Origin of the sequence: Parabacteroides sp. AM17-47, assembly GCF_003434625.1 — a bacterium.
Lineage (GTDB): Bacteria > Bacteroidota > Bacteroidia > Bacteroidales > Tannerellaceae > Parabacteroides > Parabacteroides distasonis.
On the sequence record NZ_QTLI01000005.1, the window covers coordinates 72,534 to 97,953 of the forward strand.

Annotated in this window: 13 protein-coding genes and 2 riboswitches; of the genes, 2 read left to right on the top strand and 11 right to left on the bottom strand. The window is 43.0% G+C overall.

Going from position 1 to position 25,420, the window contains the following annotated elements:
• Nucleotides 1-22 precede the first annotated feature (22 nt).
• The 5 genes from DW205_RS05025 to DW205_RS05045 form a co-directional block, all read right to left on the bottom strand.
• Nucleotides 23-4,927 (bottom strand): DUF5074 domain-containing protein, encoded by a 4,905-nt coding sequence (locus tag DW205_RS05025; protein ID WP_005867414.1) that lies wholly within the window; start codon nt 4,925-4,927, stop codon nt 23-25.
• Nucleotides 4,928-4,941: 14 nt separating this feature from the next.
• Nucleotides 4,942-6,609: an Ig-like domain-containing protein gene (locus tag DW205_RS05030; RefSeq protein WP_121963064.1), complete on the bottom strand. Its 1,668-nt coding sequence runs from the start codon at nt 6,607-6,609 to the stop codon at nt 4,942-4,944.
• Between the two features lie 199 nt (nt 6,610-6,808).
• Nucleotides 6,809-7,012, bottom strand: a riboswitch (cobalamin riboswitch).
• Between the two features lie 203 nt (nt 7,013-7,215).
• Nucleotides 7,216-8,259, bottom strand: coding sequence for a PHP domain-containing protein (locus tag DW205_RS05035; RefSeq protein WP_005867412.1), 1,044 nt, complete (start codon nt 8,257-8,259; stop codon nt 7,216-7,218).
• A 148-nt stretch (nt 8,260-8,407) separates the two neighbouring features.
• A complete protein-coding gene (locus DW205_RS05040) occupies nt 8,408-12,496 on the bottom strand; it encodes a DUF5074 domain-containing protein (RefSeq protein ID WP_005867411.1) in 4,089 nt (1,362 codons plus the stop codon).
• 17 nt (nt 12,497-12,513) lie between these two features.
• Nucleotides 12,514-14,181, bottom strand: a complete 1,668-nt coding sequence (locus tag DW205_RS05045; RefSeq protein ID WP_229055183.1) for an Ig-like domain-containing protein — start codon at nt 14,179-14,181, stop codon at nt 12,514-12,516.
• Nucleotides 14,182-14,387: 206 nt separating this feature from the next.
• Nucleotides 14,388-14,592: riboswitch (cobalamin riboswitch) on the bottom strand.
• Between the two features lie 170 nt (nt 14,593-14,762).
• Between DW205_RS05045 and fldA the strand changes: the two genes are divergently transcribed.
• On the top strand, nt 14,763-15,272 hold the full coding sequence (fldA, locus tag DW205_RS05050) for a flavodoxin FldA (RefSeq protein ID WP_005859688.1): 510 nt from the start codon (nt 14,763-14,765) through the stop codon (nt 15,270-15,272).
• A gap of 114 nt (nt 15,273-15,386) precedes the next feature.
• On the opposite strand, the gene DW205_RS05055 is transcribed toward fldA, so the two are convergent.
• The 4 genes from DW205_RS05055 to DW205_RS05070 all read right to left on the bottom strand — a co-directional run bounded on the left by DW205_RS05055 (nt 15,387) and on the right by DW205_RS05070 (nt 21,187).
• Nucleotides 15,387-16,490, bottom strand: coding sequence for a PepSY domain-containing protein (locus DW205_RS05055; RefSeq protein WP_005867408.1), 1,104 nt, complete (start codon nt 16,488-16,490; stop codon nt 15,387-15,389).
• Nucleotides 16,487-17,317, bottom strand: coding sequence for an alpha/beta hydrolase (locus tag DW205_RS05060; RefSeq protein WP_005867407.1), 831 nt, complete (start codon nt 17,315-17,317; stop codon nt 16,487-16,489). The genes DW205_RS05055 and DW205_RS05060 overlap by 4 nt, the downstream gene beginning before the upstream one ends.
• 9 nt (nt 17,318-17,326) lie before the next feature.
• Entirely contained in the window at nt 17,327-18,742 is a 1,416-nt protein-coding gene (locus DW205_RS05065) for a DUF4374 domain-containing protein (protein ID WP_005867406.1), read from the bottom strand.
• Between the two features lie 63 nt (nt 18,743-18,805).
• Nucleotides 18,806-21,187, bottom strand: a complete 2,382-nt coding sequence (locus tag DW205_RS05070) for a TonB-dependent receptor (RefSeq protein ID WP_008777751.1) — start codon at nt 21,185-21,187, stop codon at nt 18,806-18,808.
• A 287-nt stretch (nt 21,188-21,474) separates the two neighbouring features.
• On the opposite strand from DW205_RS05070, the gene DW205_RS05075 reads away from it, so the two are divergent.
• The gene (locus DW205_RS05075) at nt 21,475-22,467 is read left to right on the top strand and encodes a sugar phosphate isomerase/epimerase (RefSeq protein ID WP_005859698.1); all 993 of its coding nucleotides are present in this window, start codon (nt 21,475-21,477) and stop codon (nt 22,465-22,467) included.
• A gap of 173 nt (nt 22,468-22,640) precedes the next feature.
• Here DW205_RS05075 and DW205_RS05080 read toward each other — a convergent pair whose 3' ends face one another.
• Together DW205_RS05080 and DW205_RS05085 are read right to left on the bottom strand one after the other, a co-directional pair.
• A complete protein-coding gene (locus DW205_RS05080) occupies nt 22,641-24,950 on the bottom strand; it encodes a TonB-dependent receptor (protein ID WP_005867405.1) in 2,310 nt (769 codons plus the stop codon).
• A 46-nt stretch (nt 24,951-24,996) separates the two neighbouring features.
• On the bottom strand, nt 24,997-25,347 hold the full coding sequence (locus DW205_RS05085; RefSeq protein WP_005867403.1) for a hypothetical protein: 351 nt from the start codon (nt 25,345-25,347) through the stop codon (nt 24,997-24,999).
• Nucleotides 25,348-25,420: the final 73 nt, after the last annotated feature.

Below are 25,420 nucleotides of genomic sequence, written 5' to 3' on the forward strand. Positions count from 1 at the left end.
GTTTAATTTGTTAATACATTATTTATTTAACAACGATCGTCTTGCTCATCCGATCATTATCTTTTACCACTACTATAATATAAGCACCTCTTGAATATTGGATTGGATGAGACTCGTTAATTCCCGATATCTTAAAAAGATCCAATATAGCGCCATTCATATTTACAATATAGCAAGAATAACCTTCCAGATTATTCAAATGCAATTGACCTTCATAGTAATAAATCATCGCTTCACCAACACTGATAGCCTCATTACCCACCGGACCGGATGTGGAGAATGGCTCACTATAGAATGTTCCTAATATCTCTTGCCTACCATCACCTTCCTTGATTGCTGTAACTTTTACGATATATTCTGAACTTCCATCTAATTCAGGAATAGAGACCTTGATCTTTTCTTGTTCCCCAGAACGAAGCTCACTCATCAAGCCAGTAAGGATATTACCCTCTGCATCAACCGTGTAAACACCAAATAATACAGGTATCCCATTTACGTACTTATAAACAGACACCTCGTAGAAAGTAGCCTCCGGAACTTTCGGGAATGTTAATATAGCCGTGGAATCTTTTACTTCAACCACGGGGTTTTCCAAATTCGGATCTATTACCGTTACTTCACAAGTAGCGGTATAACCACCTTCATCTGTTGTCACCGTAATTGTAGCTACACCGGCGATACCGGCCTTAACCGTACCGTCGTTAGTTACTGTGGCTACCGTGGCATCCGAAGAACTCCAAGTTACTGATTTATTAATCGCACTGGATGGAGATACCACCGCTGCTAATACAGCCTCCTCACCTTTATTCAAAGACAAAGAAGACGCATTTAGGCTAACACCCGTAACATTTGCCCCCGGTTTTTCCAGTTCCGCAGAAACAATCACTTTACAAGTAGCTGTATAGCCTCCATCAAGGGTTGTTACCGTGATCGTAGCAGTTCCTTCCTCATATGCGGAAACATTGCCATCTTCATCGACTTCCGCAACCAATCGATTATCACTTGACCAGTTTACAGTTTTTGTTTTAGCATTTTCCGGAAGAACTGTCGCTATTAATTGAGCAGAACGCCCTATTAGCAACTCCAGCCGATCTTGATTTAAAGAAACACCTGTCACTTTTATAATACCCTTTCCCACAGACAATGTACACGTCGCAACAAACCCACCAGTATCAGTCTTCACTCGAATTGCCGTTTCACCGTCAGCTAATGCTTGGATCTCTCCTGTTTTAGAATTAACTGTCGCAACATTTTCATCACTGCTAGTCCATGTCACACTTTTTTCCACATCCGGCTTTGTTGGATCAGTTTGTACTTCATAAGATAAAGTGAAATGCTCACCAATAGCCGCTACTCTTTGAGAAGACTCTAAAGTCACACCCCAAACCCCCAAGCTCTTATCAGTCACATGGATTTGAACAGAATCTTTAAAACCGCCATCTATCGCCTCAAACACAACTCCTGTTGTTCCAACCTTTGATGGTTTATAACCTCCGTTCAATCCTGAGGGATCCGGTTTTACATAAGTAATAATATCCTCATCTTCGATAACCATTTCAGGAAGCATTGTACTAGAAGCGCAAGACGCATTCATTGGATAATAATTAAATTTAAATTTAGAACGCAAATCATAAACCTGTCCATCATTTATATCCCATAATATATCTTTAGGTTCTACACTAAAGGATTCTAGAGGTATTTCTCCTTGTACATAAACCATACACGTGTCAGACACTTGACCATCTTCCGATGTTGCTATGATTGTATGCTTAGACATATTGCGACTTTGAAATAAACCATTTTCATCAATATAAGCAGAACCACTCCATTTAACCGAAGAGAAACTAACATCATCAGGATAAACCTTTGCGGTGAACTGAAACCTTTCATTTTGTCCCACTTTCACAATTCTATCTGGTACAAGAATTGTTAATCTGGCAGCAGCAACTTTTGCAACAGTTATCTGACATTCTGTAGAAGCCAAACCATTTTCAAGATATACTTCAATATTCGCTTTCCCTTCTTTATGGGCCGTAACCAATCCTCCATCATCAACAGAAGCTATCGTTTCATCCGATGAAACATATAAGACTTTTACAGGTTCTACGTCTCCCCACTCTATTTGAGGTTTTAACTGAAAAGTTTCATCGGTTTTCATAAACAATGAACTTTTTTCCAATTCGAACTTAGTTAAATCATTTGCATTACACAGAAGACAAGAAATTTCACTCGTTTCCCCTGTCTGCGAGTTCTGGACTGTCGCTATAAGTGTTCCTGTCCCTTGAGTATCATCATAACAGTCCAAAACTAAATTCTCACCGTCAAAACTATTAAATCCCCAACGATCCGCTAAATCTCCTTCAACTCTAGCATCTATAATATCAATATAATCAGGCTTAGCTGGTTTAAAAACAACAGGAATTTCCAAAAACCACTCTCCGGCACCATCATTATAATTATATTTTACAGTCTTATTTTTAAAGGCCGCACCTTCATACTCAAACGAACAAGAAAGTTGACACGAAGCTAAAGCATCACTGCCCGCAGCTGAAACAGTAATAGTCACTTCACCACTACCCTTTGCTTGTATCACTCCTGCATTACTAACAGAAAAAACAGTTTCATCACTAGAAGACCATTTCAAACCCTTCGAACTGGCATTGTCCGGCCTAACAATAGCGGAAAGCTGTAGCTTGTCATTCAGATTCATCGTTATGACATCTTCTGGCAGCAACTCTCCTGAAGATGCGAATCGCAATTCTATTTTTTCGACAGGTATAAATGTTTCTACCGTTACCTTACGTTTAGTTACAGACAAAGTTTCTCCGGTTATTTCCGATTTAATTGTCGCAATAATTTCAGCGACACCAGCAGAATGAGCAGTAACATTCGCATAATATGCCGTTCCTTCCACCGTTACGATATTTTCATCGGATGAAGTCCACTCTATCTTTTCTCCTAATTCTATTCTATTATCTACAGGAGTCAGCACTCTTTCTTTTGTTTCTCCAACATATAATTCTACAGAAGATTCCTTTAATGTCATTGCTGGACGCTTGACAGTAACAGAACATTTCGCAGAAAGTGTCGGGCGTATCTTACTCTTCGCTGTAATTATCGCAGTACCATAAGTGACACCAATGACAGTACCATCTTCCGAAACCCTCACAATTTCAGGATGAGAACTACTCCATTCTATTGTCTCTTCCGCTAATCCTGTAACAGCCAATGTTAAAGTTTTTTCTTTTCCTTCCAGTGTCACCTCTTTTTCATTAAACTCAAAAGGAGCTACTGTTGAAGTTGTCAACTTTACGACAACTTGTTTATTTACGATCTTACCATTTGAGTTAAAACTCAAATTAAGTTGAATTTCTTTCGCTTCTTGGATACTCTCCACGATCGGAGCAATAGTCAACGTGTTATTTATCACCTCCGCACTAATTAGTTCCGGATTCGGATTCACAATCGTAGTAACAACCGCTGAAATCATATTATCACCATCTTCTATAATCTCATCCATTGATTTACTATACTTCGTATTTTCAGCGGAAAACGTAATTTCGCTAGGTAAACCGTCTGTGATTGTCGGAGCCATGTTATCCGGGAACACCGGTAAAGCCGGGAACCAATAATTCACTTTCTCATAAGGATAGCGACCTACCATTGTTCCGTTCGTATCCCCTCTTCCATCTGTTTTAATTACCGCTAATTCATGTTCCGGATTTAAAAATTCATGATAAAGGAAACAATACATATTATCATCTACCGGATCAATACGGAATCCCGTACCATAAAGACGCCAATCTCCTTTATCTAGCTTTGAAAAATCAAATACTTGATAAAAAGAATCCTTATCTATGTCATAACAGAAAATCTTATATCCCGTGAACCAACTACCGGAACCTTGCCCTTTCCAATAGATCTTATTCTCTTTCGTACTGGCACAGAAACCATCGGCGGTCCATGCATACCAAGAGTTGGGAATCTCCTCAATACCATCCGATGTAGGTATATCTATTTTTTGGGTAGTCAATGTATATGGATTCACTTTCCACATATAAGGCATTGTCGCTCCGGTACCTGTTAACTCGAATGTCACGCTGGCCCATAAATTACCATCTTTAGAAAGCACGATAGAGCCCAAGCCGTGATTACTATCATCCCCTGGTTTCAATATCGTTTTCACTACTATATCTTTTTCTGGATCAATCACCAACAATCCTTTCGTTTGATGTACCGCAAATACATATTTTCCAACACGAATCATGGTTCCAATCTGTGAATGATACAAATCGCTGGAAGAAATTCCCGTTGTTCCTTCGATCGCGCTGGCATCTATAGACATCTGGTTTTCATCATATTTTCCGGTTTTTTCATCGTATCCTGTATGAAAAATATAAATACCATTACTCGTTCCGATATAACCTTTCGTCAGATCCACTCCTAAAAAAGAACGTCCATCAGCTCCTGCGCTGTTGATCGTCTGAAATTCCTTCTTCACTTGCATCGTTTTCGCGTCAATTACCGCTAAGCGACTTCCCTCTACAGATGCCGCACCATCTTTTGATTGCTTGGACACGATATACAACAAATCCCCATAAATCGTACCGAACTGGCTCGTACATCCCAATTCATGTCCCAGATTCTCTTTTTGGAACGCGTTATACGTCCAAGTCCCATCATCCGACAGAAAGTTCACCGAACTGTTTTGGTGCCCGTACCAATCCTCGTTTACGATAAAGGTACCTTTCGTGTAATCCACGCTTCCATTGGATCGAAGCATCGAGGCTCGTGCCTGCGAACTGGGCAATTCCGGTAATTGCAGTTTCTGTTTCTCTATCGGATTCAGATCCCGCAAACCGGTTTGGCCGGCTACCGACAGAGCCGATAGCAAACAGACCATACTTAAGTAAAGTGTTCGTCTCATGTTAATGAATTTAATTATTGAGTAATATGAATTTTAAATGTCTTTTTATCGCCATCCTTTTCGCCTATCAATAGATAATTCCCGGATGGAAGAGATATTGGATGAAGTTCCTCCCGGACTTGAATCACAAAACGTTCCAGCATTTTCCCGTTTATCTGCATTAAATAGATTTGATATCCGGCTAAATGCTCAAAGCGCAACGCTCCATTCTGATAGGAAACCTTTGGGATAACGGGAACCATAGTCTCATTGCTCACCGGATCAGAAGATTTTTCTACCATATAGGTATCGATCACGTCCAAGCCATTCATGACTTGGATCTCTATCCGATAAGCGTCATCCTTCCCTAGGTTCTTCAGAGGGACCGATACCTTGCCGGAAGTAGCCCGTAAGCCTTTCGTCAGTAGTTCAGTAATGATATTGCCTTCCGCATCCGCTACGTAAGTGCCTATCTTTTTATAATTTCCATTCTCATATCTGTAGACACGGACCTCATAGGAGGTGGCTTCCTCCACTTTAGGGAATGAGATAACCGCCCCGGTCCCTTCAAAATCGATCTCAGGAGTAACCGTCTCCGTTACCGTCACTTCGCAAACAGTGGTATATCCGCCATCTACCGATTGGGCTGTTATTTTCACCACACCGAACTTGGCACCTGTTACGACCCCATCTTCTACCGTTGCTATACCTGTATCGGAACTACTCCAAATAACCTGCTTATTATCAGCGTTTACAGGAGAGATACTAGCTACAAGGGTTGCATTTGCTCCTGCTTGTAAACGCAAAGAAGACTTATTGAGAGAAATGGATGTTACGTGTATCACCGGGATCTCGGGTTCATCCCCTCCACCTCCAGAGGGTATTGTCGCTGCGACAAAGACATCTCCGGGCTGAGTTCCTTCTGATGTATTCATATTTCCATTCCAACTCCACGCATCCCAACAACCATCCGTCAATACACGGCTTGTAGCACCTAAACCTGAATAACTAAAATTCGAGGTTTGACTACTTCTCACAAAATAACTCCAATAACCATAATACCAACCGGCTTGCCAATGAATGCCATTGCTACAACTCCAATGGTCATAGTCATAAGATGGATATCCATATCTTTCCGCATTTATCGGGTGATAGATAACCCCGGTTTGTACGCCTTGTCGAATAGCCGCCGCTACGTCCCCCGCCGGATTTTCAGGAAAACCAGTCTGCCCCAACAAAGGATTCGTAATAGGAGGTTCAAATTTGAAAGCATTCTTCGGTTCATTCTTGGCCCCATCCAAGTCATATCGAACGTCCAGATTATCCCCATATCCAATACCATCAATCGTATAACCCATCCAACCCGTATATTGGGTTAATAAAAGAAGTTTCGGATCGGCCTTCGCTATCGCCACGATCATATCGTGTCCGGTAGCCTCGCCATCCCAGCGATATCCCCAAACCATGGCATCCGGTTGATTCCCATCATGCCATTCGATCACTAAAGCGGCTCTCTTGCTGCCGCTTCCTACCCAGAACTGGATGTCGTCAAAAGAAAAGCTGGCGTCAGCCCTTAACTGGGACTTTGGTTTCACCGGCACATTCGGAGCCGAGGGATGTGGTTGCCCTTGAACCAATCCTTGCGCCGAAAGACCTACTACACACAAAGCCATTACAAAGAAAAGAGATAGAATTTTTCTCATAAGCTTTTATATTAAATGTAAAACTCCAAAAAACGATCAAGAGGGAATATAAAAGAAAGATCAAATAATCATGAATATTTCCATAGTCCGGGAGGTACTAAGTCACGATTTACCCGATCAATCCTTCATCTAAAACAATATTCACTTCGTATATTTCCCTTTTTTGAATCCTACGCTAAACCCCGGTAGCGTAAAATCGCGGCGGTTATCCGGCATTGGCAGGTCTTCTGACTTACTCCACTTTAGAACTTCCTTCCCGTTCCTTCCGGAAACAGTGGCAATGAGTTGATGTCTAAAGCTTTTTTGGAGCTTACAGCAGCGGGACTGTCCAGGTTTCTCACCTGATTCCCTTTTAATCGCCGTACCTGAATAGGGTAGGCGAACCAATACGGCAGCAAATTTATGAAAAACAATTCAAAATATACACAATATTATTAAATGCTTTTTTGACTATACTGCATATTGTATAAATTTTAAAAATAAGGACGAGGGAAATACGGACTACTATCCATAAAAAACGCGGTTACTATCAATAGTAATCCGATTTAATATAGATACCCACATGATCAGCTCGGATGAAAACAGGGGAGCTGGATGAAAATTGACTCATACCAAGAAATCATCGAAATAAATCGATAGGTTCTTATTCCTGCCGATAAAACAGTTTTTCATTATCCAACTATTTTCCTTAGGATTCATCATTATAATCGTTTTTCTTTCCGGAAGCAGGTATAAATTGTTTTCGCAATATATGACGAAAGGAATATCAGATATATTGGTTACCTCCAAACACGTATTCCTCATTCGCTTAACCCGAATACAGGCCTTGACCAATGGGGTCAAGCATTTTTCTTCTCCCGCGATTTTCCCATCGAATAACGCAGCCGTACGACCGACGAACAATGCCTCCCTTATCCCTTTCTCACTTCTTTCTTCCGAGAATACCAGTGTCAGGGGACGTAGCCCTTTCCTGTATATCCCGGAAAGAACACAATGAGCGTCGCTACTTGCCATAAACGCTTTCTTAAAACAGGAACACCATTCTAATGCAATCGGGTAAAAGTCCTTGTAAGACATGACTTCTATACCGTCGATCATGTCCTCTTGAATCAGCTGTTCATGTATAGGATATAAAGTGGCCCTATGATCCGGCCAGCCGGGATGATTCCACACAATAAATGCCCCTTGCCTTTTCGCCTCGGCAATAGATTCCACAGGATTTTCTTTCTCCATAAGATTGACATCTTGTACGAACAAGGCGTTCAGGTGCCCCAAGGGTTTGAAACGTGTTATTTCCGCTCCGGGAATCACGATAAAGTCCATGTCATCTGCGGCTTTTTTAGCGATTTTATAAGATTTGTTTAAATCTCCTTTCAAAACATCCTTGTTGATCCGGTGCTCGATATGGTCAGTGATCGCTATCGCATCCAATCCCTCCTGCCAAGCCTCATATATCCTTGCGTCGGGCCATACCAAGCCATCAGAGAATACCGTATGGGTATGAAAGTCGCATTTTAACGTCTCGTAATTACCGAATCCCGGAATCTCGATCCGGTCTCTTATGAACAAGTGATCGATATGCGTTAGCTCGTAAACATCCTCCTCCTCAGAGGTTTCACCCGGCAATGCGGGAGCTATAAATCTTCTCATGCTTAAAATTGCTCAATAACGGAGTACTAAGATAGAAATAAAGAACAAAATTTTCTCATAAGCTAATTAATTTAAAATGTCATTCATATCACATTGTTATAACGATAGGAAGGAGAGCCTTTTGACTCTCCTTCACCTTGTTTCGATATTACTTGATTACGAACTTCCTCGTTATCCGGTCATTGCCATTGATGGCAGTGATGATATAAGATCCTTTGGAAAAACTCATCAAACGGCTCTCATTCAAATCGGTCACCTCAAAAGCATCCAATACCGTACCGTTGAATCCTACGATATAGCAACGATAGCTTTCCAGATTATTCAAATGCAGATAGCCGGCGTAATAATAGATACGGGCCTCACCCGCACCTATCGTCTCATTGCTGACCGTCCCGGAAGAGGTAGAGAACGGTTCACTATAGAATGTGCCTACCACCTCTTTCTTTCCGTCTTTCTCTTTAACAGCCGTAATTTTCACGATATAATCAGAATCTTCATCCAAATCCCGCAAGGATATAGCGATCTTACCCGGAGTACCTAAACGCAGATCGCTTCGCAAGCCGGTGAGGATATTCCCGTCCGCATCCATCGTGTAAACACCGAACAATACGGGAACCTCATTCACATATTTGTATACGGAGACCTCATAGAAGGTAGCCTCTGGCACTTTCGGGAAGGTCAGCGTAGCCGTGGAATCAGCGGCCTCAACCACTGGTTTATCCAAGTCCGGGTCGGTTACCGTAACCTCGCAAGTGGCCGTATAACCACCGTCATCCGTTGTTACGGTTATCGTAGCGACACCGGCAATTCCGGCGGTAACCGTACCATCGTCGGCTACGGAAGCAACAGTAATATCCGAGCTACTCCATGACACGGATTTATTTTCCGCATTTGAAGGAGTGACAATCGCAGCTAAAACAGCCGTCTCGCCCTTATCTAAAGACAAAGAAGAAGCATTTAAAGAAACCCCTGTAACTGAAGAGGAAGGAGCCTCCGTAACCGGAACTACCGTTACATCACAATAGGCAGGAATATCTCCGTAATTCGTATATACCCAAATGCGAGTAGAACCTCCTGAAATAGCGGTCACTACACCGTCCACAACGGTAGCGATCTCCTTATTATCACTTTCCCAATAAACTGTTTGATCCACTTCTTCCGGATTCTCTACGGTTGGTTTTACTTTAACTGTCGGAGTTAACGTTATCGTACGACCTAGTTCTATCGTAGCTTGATTCTTATTCAACGTTACAGTATCTATATCACATACGACATGGACTAAACAAGAATCGACAAACTTGCCATTTTCCATATTCGCATAGACCCAAGTAGAGCCCGCCTTTTCTCCACGAATACGTCCATCATAATAAATATATAATATATCTTCATCAGCGGCCGTTATATCGGGCATTGTCTGAGATGCGTCATCAGGCGCATAAATCCATTCTAAGCGACCAGACTTCGAGATATCGATTGTCATCTCATGCTGTTTTAATTCAAAAGATTCCACATGGATTGAATCAACGATTATTACGCAAGTATCGGTTATTCCTCCGTATTTTGAAGTAACGACGACATTTGATTTACCCGGACGAACGAAAGAAACCTTGCCATCGCTAGACACGCGCACGGGGCTCATACTGGTAGACTTCCATGTCAGTTCTTGGAATGTAGCATCCCCCGGATTAATAGTTGCGGTCAATTGAGCGAAAGTGTTCGGTTTCTGGCAAATCGTATCTTTATCCAATTGGATGCTCGTTACAGGAATCTCAACCGCAACTTTACAAGTCGCTTTTACATCCGCACCACTTAACGGAGACACCGTAATGATTGCCTCACCATATTTTTTCGCGGTCAATACACCATTCTTATCAACCGTAACAACATCCGGCGTATCAGAAACATACTTCATTGGTACGGCACCTATCGAATCTGGTGTTGTCGTTATCGTCAATTGCTGCGTGTTACCCGGTTTCATAGAAACAAATGTCAAATCCAATTTAACCGCATCCGGCCATTGTACACAATTCACTTTACATTCCGCAGTTTTCGATCCATCTTCCGTAGTCACCGTAATGGTAGCTTCACCTGCTTTAATAGCCGTAATTAAGCCTTTCTCTGAAACCGTGACAATATCCTCATTCGAAGATTTCCAACTAACAACCGTATTTGTAGGCTTAGCAGGTATAAACGTAGGTTTCAATGTATAAGTATGTTGCTTTCCATTCGAATTCGTATTTAGGGATATTGATTCCGGTAAACTCACGGATTGAATATTGGCTAGAACCTTGATAACACAGCTATCCATTTTGGATGAATCTGCGCTCATAACCTTAATAACAGCTAGTCCATCCGCAAAAGCCGTAACCAATCCCTTATTATTCACATGAGCGACCTTTGTGTTCGAGGAGTTCCAAAGCAATTCAGGTAGAACCGCTCCTTCAGGATGTAATTTAACTTTTAACTGGAGTGTACCATCACGCTGTACACGGGTCGTATCACTCTCGACATCTAAAGTCAAACTTTGGACTGAAAGAGAAACATTTACAAGACAAGTGTCCTTCTCATTACCTGCTGACACGATAATTTTGGCAGAACCTTGAGCAACAGCGGTTATTTCTCCATTCACCACACTCGCCACATTGCTGTTCGAAGAAGTCCATACGGCAGAAACACCTTCGGGAACAGTCACCTTTAATGTGGATTTTTCACCCACATTCAGAGATAACTCATGCTTATCTAAATAAACTGCTTTTCCTTTCACCGTCACTTTCAAATCCTTTGTGACAATTTTTCCATTCGAATCGAAATTAACGGAGACGGTAGCTTCTCCTGTTTGATCCGGCTTCAATGTTAGAGTCAGATTATCACCTAAGATAGATGCAGATAACAGACTCTCATTCGATACTGATTTAACGGATTTATAGATAGCTTCAGCTATATTGTCTTTATCCGTAGCCATATCTTTTAAAGATACAGTTATAGGCGCATCATTAATACCAGCCTCTATCGAAGTAAAATCTTTAACAACCGGAGCCTCATTATCAGGGAAGATATGCATGGCAGGGAACCAATAGCTGGGTTCTAGCGGATAACACCCTAATTGACGGCCAGTTTTAGCATCTACAACATATTGCCAATAGTTTATAGAGCCAAAATTCTCAAAAGCGGAAATATACAATTTGTCATCTGGACTTACACGTAAACCGGCACCCACATACAATACGCGTCCCTTCTCCGGAATGGTATAAAATGGTTTATCCATAGAAGAAGGATTACCGATCTCATAACGATAAATCTCATTACCACTGCTAAAACCACCTCCCTTTGTCCAATAAATAGCATTTTCTTGCGTACTTGCACAAAGAACACCCGCAGTCCAAGCATACCATGAATCCGGAATAGTCAAGCCATCGGGTAATGATAGATAAGTTTCTTCCAAAGTCTCCGGATCAATACATAACAGGCGTGATCCAGCACCTACCCAAACACTGCCATCCTTACTTTGTGTCAAAGTGCTGAAACTTCCTTCTATCAATTTGATAATCTCATGTTTTAGAGGATCTATCACTAAAACGCCTTTGCTTTGCTGAACTGCAAACACATATGTTTTTGTTCGGACCATCATTCCTACTTGACCATTATAAAGTCCCCCGGAATTTGAGGCACCTTTCAATTGATCTCCAACCGTCAAGTTCTTTATATCAAACAAAAAAATACCGTTTGAAGCGCCAATATAGCCAACAGAGTCATTCACGCCTAAAAAAGCACGCCCATCGCCTCCGCCTATATCCGTAAATTGAGCTTTCACTTTCATTGTCTTGGCATCCACCACATTCAGGCGACCTCCTTCAATACTGGCTCCACCATCCTTTGGCTGTTTAGAAGTAATAAACATATTATCTCCAAAAATAGTACCAAACTGAGATGTACAACCTAATTCTTTACCAGGGTTTGCTGTCTGGAAAATCCTATAAGCAAAATCACCAGAAGAAGTCATAAAATTAATAGTACTGTTGTTATGACCAAACCAGTCCTCGTTCAAAATAAAAACTCCCTGTGTATAATCTACGTTTTCACTTGAACGTAGTAGCGTGACTCGGCTTTGCGAAGCCGGAAGTTCAGGCAATTGCAGTTTCTGCTTCTCTATCGGATTCAGCCCCCGCAAACCGATTTGCCCCACAGCCGAAAAGGCCGATAGTAAGCAAACCATACTTAAGTAAAGTGTTCTTTTCATGCAAATGAATTTAATTATTAATTAATACGGAATTTAAAGACCTTTCGGTCTCCATCCTTTTCTCCTGTCAACAGATAATTCCCGGAGGGAAGCGATATAGGATAAAGTTCGTGGGGAACTCGAGCTATAAAGGTTCTCAATATTTTTCCTTCCATTGTCATTAAATAAAAATGATATCCATCCAAATGCTCCAAAGACAATGTCCCATTTTGATAAATTACCCGACTACCACTTACGGATAAATATTCATTACTTACTGGATTCGATATTGTTTCTACTGTATAGGTATCTATTATATCCAATCCATTCAGCACCTGTATCTCTATCGTATAAACACCGTCTATGTCTAAATTTTTCAATGGAACCAAAATTTCCCCAGAAGAGCCTTGTAAGCTCACCGCTCTTAATTCTGTGATTATATTACCTTCGGCATCGATTACATAAGTAGCGATTCTTTTATGACCACTATCCTCATTTCTATAAACACGAACTTCATAAGAGGTGGCTTCCTCTACTTTCGGGAAAGTTAAAACAGCATCAGGACCATTGAAATCTATTTCCGGAATAACAACTTCCGTTATCGTTACCTCGCAAACAGCGGTATATCCGCCATCTACCGATTGGGCTGTTATTTTCACCACACCGGGCTTGGCACCAGTTACGACCCCATCTTCTACCGTTGCTATGCCTGTATCGGAACTACTCCAAGTAACCTGCTTATTATCAGCGTTTACAGGAGAGATGCTAGCTACAAGGGTTGCGTTTGCTCCTGCTTGTAAACGCAAAGAAGACTTATTGAGAGAAATGGATGTTACGTGTATCACTGGGATCTCGGGTTCATCCCCTCCACCTCCAGAGGGTATTGTCGCTGCGACAAAGACATCTCCGGGCTGAGTTCCTTCTGATGTATTCATATTTCCATTCCAACTCCACGCATCCCAACAACCATCCGTCAATACACGGCTTGTAGCACCTAAACCAGAATAGCTAAAATTAGAGGTTTGGCTACTTCTCACAAAATAACTCCAATAGCCATAATACCAACCGGCTTGCCAATGAATGCCATTGCTACAACTCCAATGGTCATAGTCATAAGATGGATATCCATATCTTTCCGCATTTATCGGGTGATAAATAACTCCTGTTTGAACCCCTTGCCGAATGGCGGCCGCAACATCCTCTGCCGGATGCTCTGGATGAGAAGTTTGCCCCAACAGCGGATTTGTGATAGGAGGTTCAAATTTAAACGCATTTTTAGGCTCAGACTTCGCTCCCTCTAGATCATAAGAAATATTAAGTCTACTTTCACCATACCCGATTCCATCGATCGTATATCCCATCCAGCCAGTGTATTGGGTGAGCAATACCAATCGAGGATCTGCTTGAGCAATCGCCACGATCATATCATGTCCGGTTGCCTCGCCATCCCAGCGATATCCCCAAACTATGGCATCCGGGCGATTCCCATCATGCCATTCAATCACTAAAGCGGCTTTATTGCTACCGTTACCAACCCAATATTGGATGTCATCGAAAGTAAAACTGGCATCAGCTCTTAACTGAGACTCCTGCTTTGTTGAGATATTCCTTGCGGAAGGATGCGGTTGACCTTGGACCAATACTTGCGCATAGGCTCCAACTACGTAAAAAGCCATTACAAAGAAAAAAGATAAAAACTTTCTCATAAGCATAATATTAATGTAAAACTCCAAAAAACAAATACACTGAATGATATAAAAAGACATGGCTTTAACAGGTTAACACAAAATAAATTACCCATAGTTCCCCACGAACTATGGCATAACTTACCCTATCAAAATTACCTCTTTAGAGCAATGTCCTCTGTATTCCATATTTGAATCATACGCTAAACCCCGGTAGCGTAAAATCACGGCGGTTATCCGGCATTGGCAGGTCTTCTGACTTACTCCACTTTAGAACTTCCTTCCCGTTCCTTCCGGAAACAGTGGCAATGAGTTGATGTCTAAAGCTTTTTTGGAGCTTACAGCAGCGGGACTGTCCAGGTTTCTCACCTGATTCCCTTTTAATCGCCGTACCCTGAATAAAGTAGGCGAACCAATACGTTGGCAAATTTATAAAAAACAATTCAAATTATCGACAAATTCACAAAATGCTTTCTTCCCCCAACCATCACTGGTCATTCATGGGTATTCCCGACCGTCAAAATACATATTTGTAGGTATTGCTGAGACTAATAAGATATCGGATATTTGTCTTCGTTATTAAACTATAAAAACAAATAGGAATGAAGACTATAGGAATATTCTACGGCTCGTCTACAGGAACGACGGAAGGGATCGCGAAACGTATCGCAGAGAAGCTGGGTGTGGAAGACAAAGATATTCATGACGTATCTAACGCTTCTCCCGCTGATGTAGCGCCTTATGAAATCTTGTTATTGGGCTGTTCTACTTGGGGCGCCGGAGATTTGCAAGATGATTGGGATAGTTATCTAGGGAAGCTGAAAAAGCTGGACTTAAGTGAGAAAACCGTCGCATTATTCGGTTGCGGAGACTCAGCCTCTTTTAGCGACACTTTCTGTGACGCCATCGGTACGATCTATTCCGACCTGCGAAATACAGGTTGCAAATTCATTGGCGCTGTAGATGCCTCGGGATATTCATTTGACAGTTCCACCGCCTGCATAAACGGTATGTTCGTCGGACTTCCTTTGGATGAAATGAATGAAGACGATCAAACAGAAGGGCGGATCGACCAGTGGTTGGCATCTATAAGGAAAGAAGGAATTGAATAGACGCACACTTTTACATACATAACTGTTTAACCTTAATATTACAACGTTTGCGTATTCAACTTGATTGGTTTAGATTTATGAAGAGGTATGTGGGTCAAACATACCTCTTTCTTTTCATCTCAGTTTCCTGAATTGTTTCTTTATCCAAAAATAATAGCCGGTTATCGCGAAGATCGTCCCCAACAAGGAAACTAAGCAAGTCAATATACGGGTAGTCATTCCCCCCCACGAGCCGACGTGTACGGAATAAATCCATCCTCTTATCTTCCCCGATTTTGGGAGATCTTTATATAATTGGACTTCCGTAATCTCACCCGTAGCAGGATCAAAGGAGTAACGGTCGCTTCCTCTTGTATTTCCATAACGGGCCGTAGAAACCGTAGCGGAGCCATCTTGGATCGTGATTGAGTTAAAGTCCGGATAATGGCTTTTCAATGCCGATAACACCTCAGCCCATTGTGTGTAATCCGTCTTTTTCTTCGCGGGTTTCTTCGCGCCGGAAGAAGCTGGAGCATGATGCGCTTGAGGCGGGTTTGCACTAATACCGAAGACACTATAAAAGGCATTTCGATACCAACCAAACGACCATGTTAATCCGGTTAACGCTAAGATAAGCAGGAGCAATGCCGCATAGAATCCCCCGGAGACATGTAAATCATAGAAGAAACGGAACCAACCAGCCTTGGTCTTTACTTTCAACCGGTTTCTCAATACTTTTTTATTACGGGGATACCAAATTACGATTCCACTTATAATAATAATCGCCAAGACCAAAGTCGCATAGCCAACTATTGATTTTCCCCAAGAAAAACTTCCATCCCGTTTATACTCATCAAGTAACCAACGATGAAGACGCATCATTTTCAGGAAAAAACCTTGTCCGTCATCCATCCCGGTCACCTCCCCGGTATAGGGATCAATAAAACCGGCGGCTTTTTTCCCCGGTAATACAAGTTGATAGGTTCGTCTCGGGTCAGACGATACCCGAATACCGTTTATTCGAACCGAATCGGGTAATTGTTGGCGCGCCGATTCTATCAAGGTGGCAGGCGAGAGAGGTTCCCCTTTTACTTTCTTTACAAAATAACGGGAAGGGTAGCCTAATTCTAATATCTCTGTCTCAAAGACGAGAATCGCCCCGGTCAGGCAGACAATCGCAATAATAATGCCAAAAGGTATCGATAGCCATAAATGTACTTTCGCAAAGAATTTTCTCATTTTCCGAATAATTGTTTAATCCCGTCATATATACCCGGAACCGCTACCGTTCCATGGTTCTCGTCGGGAAATGATTTACTAAAGAAACGCAGGTTCTCCGCTTGCGGTAAAAGCTCCGAAAGAAGATAACTCACTTTGTCAAGATGAATGTCCACCCGGTCCGTCCTTTTTTTAGACGCGACACCGATATACAGGCTTTTCCCTTTAAAATCCCGGCCTGCAACCAAAGCCTCCGCCTCCCGGACCAACCGCCCCTGATCCCACCACAAACTAGGGTCGACCGCTAGATAGGTATCAAATAATTCCGTATGACGAAGAAACGTATTCAAGGTGAAAAGCCCCGCATACGAATGACCGATAAGCATATTCCAGCCGTTCGTGCGATAGGCACTATCGATAGCAGGGCGAAGTTCTTCCGTAAGAAACTTACTGAAAGCCTCACTTCCCCCTCCTTGCGGAATCGCATCTATGGAGATTTTACCATCCCGTCCGGCGGCTGAAGCGGTAGGCGTAAAATCACGTGTCCGATCCGTATTTAATACCCCGACAATAATACAGGGAGGTAGATATTTACCTCTACCGGATGCCAACGTTTTCCTTATGCCTACCAGCGAATGAAAGAAAGAATCTCCATCTAGCAGGTAAACAACCGGATAGCGTTGTTTCGTATCCATATTATAATGCTCCGGCAGGTGTATCCAATAACTCCGGTCTTCTTGCAATACGGTAGAGTACAAAACCAGTTCCTTTCCTATACAAATATCCTCCTGGCTCCGCAGGGTTAGCGGGAGCAGGAGGAATATTAAAAGAATGTGAGTCCGACTCATACTTGCTTATTACTCTTGAGCGGCAGTCAATTTACCTACACCACTGATTTGCTCTGCCTCAACGGTAAGACCTTTTGTTGCGGTAGCTGTCTTCGGATCGATACGATACACGGCAGGTTGACTTCCATCGGTAGTCGTAACCGCCATATAAGCGATACCATCCTCCGAGAACGGAGTATTGCCAAATCCGGAAATAACATCCGTGGAAGGCAGCCCCTTCACGTAAGTAAGACTCTTATCCTCTCCTTTATAAATAGCCAACTCTTTCGCGGCGAATCCGGATTCAGTCAACGGACGATCATACATCAACAACAAGAAATAATCTTCCGTGATATGCCAACAACGCAAGAATGCCTTACCACCCGTCTGTGCCTCCAAATTACAATAATAATCAGGATCAAACCCCTCCGCGTTAGCCTTAATACGAACTACACCGGCCGGCAAAGTCGTTTTCTGTACCTCCGCGGTCATCGTCTTGGCATAGCTGGGCGAGAACACATACACATCGCCGTTGTCTGCCGTCCAAATGGTCTGGTAGTATTGAGAACGGTTACGTCCGCAAGCATAACTGATCTTATCCGTCTTTATCAGTTTCGGGTTCTCGAATTTCTCGTTCGCATAAATAGCGACCCAAGCCTCGTTCGGATATTGCGTCCATTGCAATTCCCCTTTTTCGTAAGCGCCACTACCGCTTCCTCCGGATTCAGTCTTTACCAGCTCCGGGTATTTAACATATTTACCTCCCTCCGCTTTCACGCCGTACTTACTCAATCCCATCGGGATAGCCGCGGAATAGATCCGGCCGTTCGCTTGGAGAATACCCGCTAACGTAACAAACTCGCCATTTCCCAAATAATTCTCCGACAAGATCGTATTCGTGTTTGTCGTAAACGTCTCTTTGGCCACATCCAGATAAGAGAGCAAGAAACCTTTAGGCAGATAACCATTCTCGTCCGCATATTCCTCACCCAGATCACCGGTAGAAGATGTAATGATATAGTCGCCATAGATACCATAAGAAGTAAACCGCTTGATCTCGTAAGTATTATCACGCTCCTTAACCTTGCCTTCCGTATTCAGTACGTATGAAGAAGTAACACCGGCATTTCCTTGATTGTAAACCAAACGATACAAATATTTATCCTTATAGAAGATCCATTGCGTACCGCTTTCCGTAGTGAGTCCGTTGTTTTTAGCGGAGATAGAGCCATCACCCAGCGTATCGGCTGTCAACAAGTAATTCGCGTCACCGACAGAAGCGGCAACTACATAGCTCGAAACCGCCTCCGAGGTCGATCCTCCGCCATTTCCATTCCCGTTGCCTCCGTTATCCGGGTTTACAGGATCGTCGTCACTACAAGAAGTAAATACCCCCCCAACCAATAACGCGGCGGCAAGACCTGTCATTAAATAATTCTTCTTCATGTTGTTTTAATCTATTATGTTTTGAATTAATTATTGATAAATAAAAGATAGTCACACTTTAAATTAATTACCGAAATAAACCCTCACCTTACCATAGAAAGCCCTGCCAGCCTTCTGCAAGCTGAAGTTATCGTATAATTTCTCGTTCGTGAGATTCCTGCACTCGAAAGAGATATTGTAACGCCCGTTCTGTATACCATAAGAGAGTGTCAGGTTATGCGAGAATTGAGTTGGTACCACAAATTCGGATTCACTGCCTACTGCCTCCGAATACAGCGGGAAACTATGCATATATAAATTATCGTAAGTGACACTTAGCGTATTGCCTTTCTTCCACAAATTACGCCAGTAGAAGGTCACATCCGAGTTGGCAAACTGATAAGGAAGATTCGGCATACGTGCGCCATATGTCAAGCTCTCTTGGTTCGTCCCGCTGGTAACCGTCTTCACGTTATCCCTTACATTCATCTGCGTAAAGTTTCCTCCTACGCTTACCCAGTTAGCGAAACCGTAGCGAACCGAGATATTGTAACCCTTGGTCTCTACACGACCATGATTCACATAGGTAGCGCCATATTTACCGCCGCTCAAATCCGATATATTCCGTTGGATATAATCTTTCGTATTTCGGTAGATCAATCCGCCTTCCACATATACGGAATGCTTACCGAATGTCTCGTTGTAGCTTAAATTCAGATTCACGTTATCGCTGTTCTCCGGTCTCAAGGAAATATCGCCGGTCTCAAGGTCCTCATCGCCAAACATCTCCTCATTGGTCGGCAGGCGATAGGCTTTCTCATAGGACAATTTCGCTTGCAAGCTTTTCAAGATAAAGTAAGTTCCCGCGGCCCCATATCCCATCGCGCTTACCGAATTGGTCGTACGTATATAGTCATCTTGAGCCGAGGAAGTAGCGACAGGCCCCGCGATAAACTGGTTGTAATATTTACCGAACACAGACAAGTTCCAATGTTCCGTCGGCATCAAGCGATACGAAAGACCGCTGATATTTTTACGGGTTTCCTTCGGGATAGCGTTCGCTTCCGAGTCCTCGTTCAAAAGAGACTGATTCGAACGCCGGAACGCGTTGATCACGTGATTGAACGTGAACGTATGCGCCTTACCGATACGGTAGTTAGCTGTTAAGGTTCCGTTCCAGTTATTATTATCCGACCGGGTGTTCTGATAAGATTGCTCACCGGGCATCCGGAGAGGACGCATCTCGCCACGCCAATTATATTCATAGGAAGAGGTATCTACATTGTTCGTCATGTTCTTATTATAATTCGCCGTCAATACCACATCCAAGCCCCTAACGAAGAAATCACGCTTGCGATAGTCCAACGACGGCATGATCGAGTATCCCTTCCGATATTTGCCGCCAAACACCACTTCTTGGCGTACGCCCGTCTGTATATCTTTATACATATGTGAATAGGTAAACCCGAACATCAAACGATCCGCCCATTTCTTATCCACGAAACCGATTTTCCCGATAACGGCCTCGTTATGATACGTATCATGAAAACGCTTCACATGCTCGATCTTTTTCTTATTGATCGCTCCGGTCGTAAAGTCCTTCACCGGAGTATCCACATAGTAATTATTATCCGAATAATTCTGGAAAACGTTGATCTCATACGTGAGTCCGCTCCGGAAAGTCTGTCCGAAGTTCACATAAGATTTATGCGTATTGAAAGACCCGTATGAATAAGAAGCATCCAAGAACCATTTGTTCCGGTTCTTCTTGGTGATGATATTGATAACACCTCCGATAGCGTCTGTTCCGAAACCCACCGGTACCACACCCTTATAGACCTCTATACGCTCGGCATAATTCACCGGAATGTTATTCAGTCCGAAAGAACTGCCGACACCTTCTTGCGGAACCCCATCGATAAAGATCTTGATATGCTTGCCGGTAAATCCATCCATCATCAGTTGCATATCCGAGCCGACACCGCCAGACTCCCGGATCTTCATTCCGGGCGCTTGAGCCAAGGCTTCACTCAAGTTCTGGGTTGAATTTTGCAAGGCTTTCGTATCGAGGGCCACGGCATTGAACGCAGAACGCTTGAGCCGGGTCACGCCATTAGAAACGACAACCACCTCATCCAACTCCGTAGCTTGAGGGCTGATTACCACATTCATCTTCGTCCGTTCCCCACGCATCAGTTTCACGGGTTTCTCTACCGTCTTATATCCGATAGCCGATACTACTAATGTATATTCTCCCGCGGGAGCTTGAAGATGATAGATACCTTCCTCATTCGTAGTCCCGCCGTAATTCGTACCTTTTAGATAAACGGTAGCGAAATCCACGGTTGTTTTTTCCGTGGACAGGACTTTACCCGATATCATTGTTTTATGTTGAGAAAAAGCCGAGATGGAAATAAGCAACAGTAAAAAGGAGAGGAAAAGCCCTCTGATTTTCTTCATCATCATTTAATCAATTATGTTATTTAAAACGTTGCAAAGTTACGATCAGAGACTACAGCCCCACAATACCTAAGAATGGGTAAAATCACATTAAAAATCCACGGAGGTATACCAAACAATCCCCTTATTCAGGTAATTGGATGTATGGAGTAAGTTCGTAAAATTGAGTTATGTCAAATTTTAAATCTATTTAAACCCAATCGCAAGTTTTTGAGAGACATTTTCTTAATAAACTTCAAAAAGGTTAACTATATTTGCGAGAAACAGATGTTTAATTTTAATTCTTTATCACCATGACAGACAGAAGAACATTTTTGAGAAACATTTCATTACTTACTTTAGGGGGCATAGCCAGCCAAAAAGTAATGGCTTCAAATCCCACCAGATCCATACCCGCCACGGATGCGATATCCTCGGCAACCGCCGGGAAAAAGATGGGATTGCAAACCTATTCGCTCGGACAGGAGTTACTGCAAGATATGCCTAACGGATTGAACCGATTGGCAAAAGCGGGATATACCGATCTGGAGATTTTCGGATATAGGGAAGACACTGGTAAATTCGGTGATTATAATCCTAAAAATACGACATTCATCGCCTCCAAGGATTATAAGAAAATGGTGGATGATGCCGGTTTGAGAATCAGTAGCTCACACCTGACCCCTTCTCTTCGTGAGTACACGAAAGAGAATATGCCCAAATTCGACGAGTTCTGGAAAAAGGCAACCGATATCCATGCCGAGCTAGGTGTTAGTTGTATGGTACAACCGAGTTTACCCCGTATCGAAAACGAGGATGACGCCAAAGTAGTATCGGAGATCTTCAACCGTGCCGGAGAGATCACGAAGAAAGCCGGAATCCTATGGGGTTACCATAATCATAGCAATGAGTTCAAACGGGTATTGAAAGCCGGCGAGAAACCGGAACAGAACCCGAATCCGTGGGCACCTCCTAAAGGTACTTATATCGAGGAGTTATTCCTAAAAAATACCGATCCGGATAAGGTTATGTTCGAGTTGGATGTATATTGGGCCGTTATGGGGCAGCAAGATCCCGTGGAATGGATGGAGAATTATCCGAATCGTTTTAAGTTATTGCACATCAAGGATCGTTGGATCATCGGTGATTCCGGTATGATGAATTTCCCGAATATATTCAAAAAAGCGTACGAGATCGGTATCCTCGGCTACTACGTGGAACTGGAAGGCGACAAGAAAGGCCGTACTCAGTTCGAGGGTGTAGAGAAGAGCGCCGCCTATTTGCAAGCCGCTCCGTTCGTTAAATAAAACATCCCGATTTATCCCATAAAAAAGGCAGTGTTTCCGCAGGGCGATCATACGCTTGGGAACACTGTCTTTTTGTTTATTTTGCCTTCAAAAAAACACGTACGTCTTTTTTCGGAAACACGTACGTGTTTTTCACGAAACACGTACATGTTTTTTCAAAGGGCATTACATGATTAAAAGCTCATCTTTACACCGGCAAAATAACTTCTCGGGCTAGCCGGGCCATAGATATAGGAGGAATCCCGGTTCTTACCTTGATCAAAGTCGGATTGGTAAGCGTTGAACAGATTCTGCACGCCTCCATTTACTTCTAGTTTCAGCTCTTTGTAAAGCGGGAACTCATACGCAAGCTTGATATTCATATCAAAGAAATCCGGAGTCTCCACCGCCTTATCCAAAGGTATATATCCCGCCAAGTGCTGCACCAACATACTTCCCGTATAAGTTCCCGACAGGGAAGCCGTGAAACGTTTGATAGGCGTAAGGGTAGCCGTAAAATAACCATAGGTATCCGGCGTACGGAACATCCTTGTCTCGGCTGGTACATTCTCGTCATCGCTCCATTTCTCGGCCTCTTTATAACGGCTTCGCTGGAAAGTAGCGCCCGCTTGCAAAGATAGCCATGAAGTTAGCACCGACTTCCCTTCCAAGGTTAATCCCATCACTTTCGCCCCGGAACCGTTACGACGTTCCTTAATCAGATTGCCTTGCTCATCTTTCCCGATATCTTCCAAGACAAACACATCACTTAAGCTGGTGTAAAAACCTTCCACCAAGAAGTTCAACTGGATACCATTCTTAAAACGATGGTAAAAATCGACCGAAGCACTCAAGCTCCGCGATTTCTCCTCGGATAAATCTTTCGCACGTTGGATCATAGCGACCTCTCCGCCGACCGCCGAGATATGCATATCCTCATCGAACGCTTGCGGGGCACGGAAACCACTGGAATAACTAGCCCGGATATTGATATCTTCCGTCGGGTTAAAACGGATATTCGCACGAGGGCTGAATATTATATGATCCATCATATTATGTTTATCCAAACGACCGCCAATCAAGAAGCTCCATCGCTTATTTTTCCACTCATTCTGCAAAAATGCGCTCTCGATATGCACCTTCTGATTCGTAAAGCGATTATACCCGATCATCTCGTCTTTCAAATGATCGAAACTATACTCCAAACCGGCAGTCAAATCCGATGGCATAAATAAGAATTTATCAAAACTATAAGCATATTGCGTACCGGCCATAACCGTCAGGTCCGTAGTCTTGCCGTAAGCGTTCGGATCTTGATTCGTCCCGTAATAACTATCCCGGTCTGTATTCTGGGCAGAAGTGAAAACACTCCATTTATGTTTGTAATCCTTGGAGAAAAGATCGAATTTCAGACCTCCTCCATCAATCGAATGCTCCAACTGTTCGGCGATATCCGCTTCATGAGGTGGACGATCCAACAGATTTCCTCCCCTGCGGTATTCATTCATATGATGATACTCGAATGTCAATTTACTATAAGTACTCGTTTTCAGGTACGAACGGAAACCAACCGTTTGATTCTTCAATTTAGGCAACTCCGTAAAACCATCTCCATCCTGATCAAAACCGGAACGATGACGGTTCTGGCCAAAAAGATATAAGCCCGCTTTCCCATTTTCCGATACCAAAGAGGCATTTAGGGTCGTATTATTATCGAAAGCGGATGTCCCACCGATCGAGGTTAACGTATGCGACAATTCCCCGGAATTTCTCAAGGGCTCCTTCGTGATGATATTAATTGTCCCGGCGATAGCGGACGAGCCGAACAGTGCCGATCCCCCTCCTCGCATCACCTCTACCCGCTCGATCATATTCGCCGGTATTTGCTCAAGCCCATATACGCCGGATAAAGCGCTGAATATGGGACGTGAATCAATCAGTATTTGGGTATAAGGTCCGTCTAATCCATTGATCCGGACTTGCTGGAAACCGCAATTCTGGCAATTCGTCTCTACCCGTACACCCGGTTGGAAATTTAGTCCCTGTGCCAAATTCACCGCATTGGTCGTAGTAAAAACCTTCGCATCCAATACATTCACTAATGTGGGAGCCAACCGGCGGGAAGTTTCCGCACGATTCGCAGATACCACCACGCCATCCAAGGCGATCTGGTCTTCTTCCAGTTCTACATTAATCTCTAAGGTTTTTCCTTTCTTTAGGGTCACTTCTTTAGAGATAGTCTTATACCCGAGCGCTTTATATTCTAGCGTAAATTTACCTTCCGGCAGATTCTTCAGGAAATAATGTCCCGAGTTATCGGTGGTCGTACCGATCGTGGTACCTTTTAACAATACGTTGATAAAGGGAAGATGTTCCCCTGTTTTCTTATCCAATACATGTCCGAAAACATTTGCGTCTGAGTCGTTTAGACGGTCCTCTCCCGTGGCCTGAGCTACCGTTAGGGCACAGCACAGGCATAGTATAAAGATGAAAAATTTATTCATTTTAATTTATTCTGATAAGTAATACAATGTTATTAATCTCACAATATCAGAATATGGGAGGAGCCCGAAGCGTACGTCTTCCCCGGAAGGGAACGATATAGTCCGGATAGACCGGAGCGAAAGATAAGTTACGGATAAAGGAATAAAAAGCCGCCAGCAGAATAGCGACGAAAGCCGCACCTGTTATCTGCAAGACAGATAACTGATGAAGCAACTGAAACTCGGCGTAGCCATGTTCATGGTCCGGACGACCATCGTCCGTTTTATGATACGGGTGAGAATGGACGATCGTTACCCCGTTGACAATATGAACGTGAGTAAACGCAATAATACATCCCAAATAGGCTATGAACAGCGCAGGGAGTAATATCCTCAGATATTTTCTTAATCTATCCATCTCTTTTCTCTCGATCGCAAATATAGTAATATAACCGATAAAAAAGATACGCTGTTCAAAAATTACCTATTTG

What these genes read in the sequence shown, in the direction of transcription:
- fldA (WP_005859688.1), top strand. Translation starts at nt 14,763, where the DNA reads ATGAAGACTATAGGAATATTCTACGGCTCGTCTACAGGAACGACGGAA.
- DW205_RS05030 (WP_121963064.1), bottom strand. Translation starts at nt 6,609, where the DNA reads ATGAGAAAAATTCTATCTCTTTTCTTTGTAATGGCTTTGTGTGTAGTA.
- DW205_RS05065 (WP_005867406.1), bottom strand. Translation starts at nt 18,742, where the DNA reads ATGAAGAAGAATTATTTAATGACAGGTCTTGCCGCCGCGTTATTGGTT.
- DW205_RS05045 (WP_229055183.1), bottom strand. Translation starts at nt 14,181, where the DNA reads ATGAGAAAGTTTTTATCTTTTTTCTTTGTAATGGCTTTTTACGTAGTT.
- DW205_RS05040 (WP_005867411.1), bottom strand. Translation starts at nt 12,496, where the DNA reads ATGAAAAGAACACTTTACTTAAGTATGGTTTGCTTACTATCGGCCTTT.
- DW205_RS05025 (WP_005867414.1), bottom strand. Translation starts at nt 4,927, where the DNA reads ATGAGACGAACACTTTACTTAAGTATGGTCTGTTTGCTATCGGCTCTG.
- DW205_RS05060 (WP_005867407.1), bottom strand. Translation starts at nt 17,317, where the DNA reads ATGAGTCGGACTCACATTCTTTTAATATTCCTCCTGCTCCCGCTAACC.
- DW205_RS05070 (WP_008777751.1), bottom strand. Translation starts at nt 21,187, where the DNA reads ATGATGATGAAGAAAATCAGAGGGCTTTTCCTCTCCTTTTTACTGTTG.
- DW205_RS05055 (WP_005867408.1), bottom strand. Translation starts at nt 16,490, where the DNA reads ATGAGAAAATTCTTTGCGAAAGTACATTTATGGCTATCGATACCTTTT.
- DW205_RS05080 (WP_005867405.1), bottom strand. Translation starts at nt 24,950, where the DNA reads ATGAATAAATTTTTCATCTTTATACTATGCCTGTGCTGTGCCCTAACG.
- DW205_RS05075 (WP_005859698.1), top strand. Translation starts at nt 21,475, where the DNA reads ATGACAGACAGAAGAACATTTTTGAGAAACATTTCATTACTTACTTTA.
- DW205_RS05035 (WP_005867412.1), bottom strand. Translation starts at nt 8,259, where the DNA reads ATGAGAAGATTTATAGCTCCCGCATTGCCGGGTGAAACCTCTGAGGAG.
- DW205_RS05085 (WP_005867403.1), bottom strand. Translation starts at nt 25,347, where the DNA reads ATGGATAGATTAAGAAAATATCTGAGGATATTACTCCCTGCGCTGTTC.